Source organism: Aequorivita vitellina (assembly GCF_022008365.1).
In the GTDB taxonomy this organism is placed as follows: domain Bacteria; phylum Bacteroidota; class Bacteroidia; order Flavobacteriales; family Flavobacteriaceae; genus Aequorivita; species Aequorivita vitellina.
In genome coordinates, this window is record NZ_JAIRBA010000056.1 from 1 (window position 1) to 5,239 (window position 5,239).

2 protein-coding genes are annotated in these 5,239 nt (G+C 37.6%); both read left to right on the forward strand.

Annotated elements, in window-relative coordinates:
• A partial coding sequence (locus K8089_RS15750) for a T9SS type A sorting domain-containing protein (protein WP_237604255.1) occupies window positions 1–477 on the forward strand: 477 nt, incomplete at its 5' end.
• Window positions 478–683: 206 nt separating this feature from the next.
• Window positions 684–5,239, forward strand: a 4,556-nt coding sequence (locus K8089_RS15755; protein WP_407932399.1) for a beta strand repeat-containing protein, incomplete at its 3' end; no start/stop codon positions are given.

Consider the following 5,239-nt stretch of genomic DNA (forward strand, 5'->3'; position numbering starts at 1 on the left):
GGAAACATATTCTATATTCTTCCAGATTACTTTGCAACGGGCGAAGCTACAGCAATAGACAATTGTACCGATCCAGTTACACTTACAACCCAAAGCCCAGCAGCAGGAACACCACTTTCAGATGGCACGTATACCATTTCGTTTACGGCCACCGACGAATACGGCAACACCAGCACTTGCGACTTTGAGCTAATTGTTGAAAGCGTACTGGGTATAAGTGATAATGGTGTTAATATGGGAAGTGTACTTATGTATCCAAACCCTGCTAAGTATAACGTCACCATTGGAAATCCACAAAGTCTTTCACTCGAAAAACTCGATATTTTTGATATTAGAGGTAGGGTGGTGAAAACTATAGACCTAAGAAACATGGGCTCTGAACAAGTAATTAATGTTTCTGAATTGGCTGCCGCAACCTATATTGTGATTATAGAAGGTGAAAACGGCCAAATAACCAAAAGACTTATCAAGGAATAAGCACTTAATTTAATTAAAAAAAAACCCTTCCAATTAGCTTTGGAAGGGTTTTTTAGTTCACATATTTCGCAGTAAATAATAGGTTTGGAACTTTAGGTTCGTGCTTCTACATAAATAATTCTAGTGATTTTTTCATAAATAATTGATGACAAGTTCTCTTTGATTTCGATGTACTACTATAACCAAATTATTAACAACTGTCAATTATGAGAAAACTAATCCTTTTTCTACTAATCTGCGGTATTGCTTGTTCTAATGTCCAAGCACAAACCATTACATGGACAGGCGCAGTAGATGCAAACTACAACAACGTCAATAACTGGAGCCCCCCGCAAATACCAACAGCCGTTAATGATGTGATTATACCAACAGCAAGTACCGTAGATGTGAATATAAGTGCCTCGGTAAAGTCTATAACCATTCAAGGTACTGCGGTAGTGAATTTATTCAGTAATCTAAGCTTTACTTCTCCATCTTCTTCTGAAACTGGCACTATTGTAAACTGGAGCAGTTCTACCATTACAGGAGGAAGTGCTTTTACAAATAACGGTTCCTTCAATTTAACCACAACAGGTAATAAAATTATAGATGGCTCAACTACTTTCAATAATGAAGGAAATTTCAATATTACAGATAGTGGCGATTTATATATTACAGATGGGATATTTAATAACCAACTCGCTGGTGTAATAGATCTGCAGGTAGCCAATGGAAATATAACTTATTCAGGAGGTGGCACTCATATATTGAATAATTATGGCCAAATAAAAAGAACCACTAATATTGGGAATGTTTTTATTAAAACTGTTTTAAACAATAACGATGGTGTAATAGACGTAGAAATAGGTAAACTTATTTTTAACAGTCTTGATCAAAATTTAACCGATGGAACCTACAACGTAGATGTTGGAAGCGTTTTACAATGGGGTTCTAACGCTGTTTTAACAGGTACGCTTACGGGAGTTTTAGACGGGGAAATTGATTGGACCAACACTGTAACAGTACCTCCTGCTGTTTCGGCAACTTTTAATTTTTCTGGAAACAGTGGTGTAAGCTGGTCAAGTGGAAACCTCACCGGAGGTGGTACATTGATTAATAAAAGTTTAATTTTCCTACCCACCTCGAATAATAAATCGATTCTTGGGTTTACAACTTTAAATAATGAAGACGACTTTAATATCACCGATAGTGGGGATTTATATATTACAGATGGAGTTTTTAATAACCAACCTTCCGGAGTTATCGATTTGCAGGAAAACAATGGAAATATTACATATTCAGGTTCGGGTTCCAGAATATTAAACAATTTAGGGCTTATAAAACGAACTACTACTGTAGGAGATGTTCGAATTTACGCTAACTTAAACAATAACGGGGGAACCATCAATGTGGAGACCGGTAATTTATTACTCGATGGTCTGGACAAACACTTAAACGGTGGAATTTATAATGTTGTTAATGGTTCTACTTTACAATGGACGTCCAACATTTTTCTAACGGGAACGCTAACCGGTAATTTGGATGGTGCAATTAGTTGGAAATCGAATGTGTTTGTAAACAATCCAAATACGGCCACTTTAGACTTTACCGGTTCCAATGGTGTAAGTTGGACGTCAGGAACCTTAGATGGAGGTGGTACCTTAATAAACAAAAACCTACTTTATCTATCCAGTGTAAATAATCGGATGATATTTGGACTTACTAGTTTAAATAATGAGGGAATTTGTGAGATAAGAGATAGTGGAGATTTGTACATTTCAGATGGAATTTTTAATAACCAAAGTTCTGGAGTTTTAGATTTGCAGGCAGATGCAGGTAATATTTACTATTCTGGGAGTGCCTCTAGAGTGCTAAACAATTCTGGACTCATAAAAAGATCAACATCTTCTGGAGATGTAAAAATCAGTACTGTTTTAAATAATAACAATGGAACCATATCTGTAGAAAGCGGAAATTTAATCTTAGAATCCCTTGATAATAACCTTACCGATGGCATATATAATGTAGCAGCCGGAAGTACATTAAAATGGGCGTCAAACACAATTTTGGCGGGAACGTTGTCAGGATTACTGCAAGGAGAGATTGTATGGACGAACACGGTAACCATACCAACTTCCACAACCGCTATTTTTAATTTTACTGGCAATAGTGGCGTAAATTGGTATTCGGGAATCTTAGATGGAGGTGGAACCCTAATTAACAAAAGTCTTATATTTCAGCCAACCACCAATAACAAAAATATTCTTGGACTTACTACATTAAACAATGAAGGAATATTCAATATAATAGGTAGCGGAGATTTGTATATTTCAGATGGAATCTTCAATAACCAAAACTCTGGGGTTTTAGATTTGCAAACAGCTGCAGGAAATATTGACTATTCTGGAGGCACTTCAAGAGTGCTAAACAATTTTGGTCTTATAAAAAGAACAACCAACCCAGGAAATGTAAAAATAAGTGTTCTTCTTAATAATAATGACGGAACCATAGCAGTAGAATCTGGAAACTTAATCTTAGAATCCCTTGATAATAACCTTACCGATGGTACATATAATGTAGCAGCTACAAGCATTCTTCAATGGGCATCAAATACAGTTGTTGCAGGAACCTTGACAGGGGCTCTAGACGGCGAAATAGCTTGGACTAACAATGTAACAGTACCATTTTCCACAACTGCCACGTTTAATTTTTCGGGAAGTAGCGGTGTAAGTTGGTCGGCCGGAAATCTCACTGGAGGTGGAACCTTAGTGAATAAAAGCCTTATTTTTCAACCCACTACTAGTGGCAAATCGATTGTAGGACTCACAACTTTAAATAACGAAGGAAGTTTCAAAATAACTAACTCGGGCGATCTGTATATTTCCGATGGTGTTTTCAACAATCAAGCTACTGGCGAGTTAGATCTACAAGTAGATGCTGGAAATATCACCTACAGTGGTACTGGCTCACAAATTTTAAATAATTATGGGTTACTGAAAAAATCTGCAGGTACTGGAGCTACTTTTATTTATACCGACACACAAAACTTTGGAACCATCGATGCACAAACCGGAACCATAGATTTAGCAGACGCATTACCTTTTGTTAATAAAGAAAACGGAATCATTAAAGGTGTTGCCGCTATAAATATTGCAAATACTTCAAATTATACCAACGATGGAATATTCGCCCCTGGTGCCTCACCTGGAAAATTGACTTTTGTCGGCACCTATATATCCGAAACAACTTCAGTATTAGAGGTAGAGTTAAATGGCTTAACGCAAGAAACAGAGTACGATGTATTAGAAATTAGTGGAACAGATGCAGTTTTTGAAGGTAAAGTGAACGTATCTTTAGGCTTTGATGCGAATGTGGGAGATTCCTTTACTATCGCTACTGTAAGCGGAACTATCGCTACTAAAAATCTGGTCTCGCCCATTTATGCAGATTTTGGATGCAACCAATTCACTTTCAATATAACCTATCCAAGTGATAATGCAGTATTATTAACGATTTCTGAGAAAAAAGATGTTCAGCCGCCCAATGTAATAACTCAAGATATTACCGTGCAATTGGATGCAACAGGAAATGTTTCTATTACTCCTTCTCAAATTGATAATGGTTCAACCGATAACTGTTCATCTTCTGCAAATCTAATTTTTAGTTTAGACATCACCGATTTTACGTGTTCAGAGTTGGGTAATAATACGGTCACTCTAACTGTAACAGATGAAGCTGGAAACTCTGCTTCTGCTACAGCTATTGTAACCGTGGAAGACAATCTACAACCTGTTTTGGCGGTTCAAGACCTCACCGTGCAGTTGGACGCTAATGGCGATGTTTCCATTACGGCCAATGATATTGATAATGGTACTACGGATAATTGTACAATAACTTCGTTAAGTATTGACTTAGATACTTTTAACTGTTCGCATATAGGTAACAACACAGTAAATTTTTCTGCTGAAGATCAAAGCGGAAATATTTCAACAACTTCAGTTACTGTAACGGTAGAGGATAATATTGCACCAGCGGCAGTATGTCAAAATATCACAGTGCAATTAGATGCAACAGGAAATGTTTCCATAGTAGCTACCGATGTAGATGGAGGAAGTACCGATGCCTGTGGAATTGCAAGCACCTCAATAGACATTACAGATTTCACCTGTGCCCATATTGGTTCAAACAATGTAATCTTAACGGTTACCGATGTTAATGGTAATACAAGTACTTGCACTGCAATAGTTACAGTTGAAGATAATGTCGCCCCTACGGTAGTATGTCAAAATATCACAGTTCAATTAGATGCCACAGGCAACGTAACAATTGCCGCTGCGGACGTGGATGGAGGAAGTTCTGATGTCTGCGGAATTGCTTCATTGAGTGTTTCTCCAAGTAGTTTCACCTGTGCCAATGTAGGTCCAAACAACGTAACCTTATCAGTTACCGATTTAAACGGAAATACCAGTACTTGCACGGCAATAGTTACAGTTGAAGATAATATTGCACCAACGGCAGTCTGTCAAAATATAACAGTTCAATTAGATGCCACTGGAAATGCTTCTATTGCTGCTTCGGATATCGATAATGGTTCCACAGACATTTGTGGTATTGCTTCCTTGAGTGTTTCGCCAAGTAGTTTTACCTGTGCAGACGTAGGTCCAAACACGATTACCTTAACCATTACCGATGTAAACGGAAATGTTTCAACCTGTACTTCCACGGTTACGGTAACAGATCCGTTGTCTGCTTGTAACCAATTTCCAGTGGCTGTTTGCCAGCC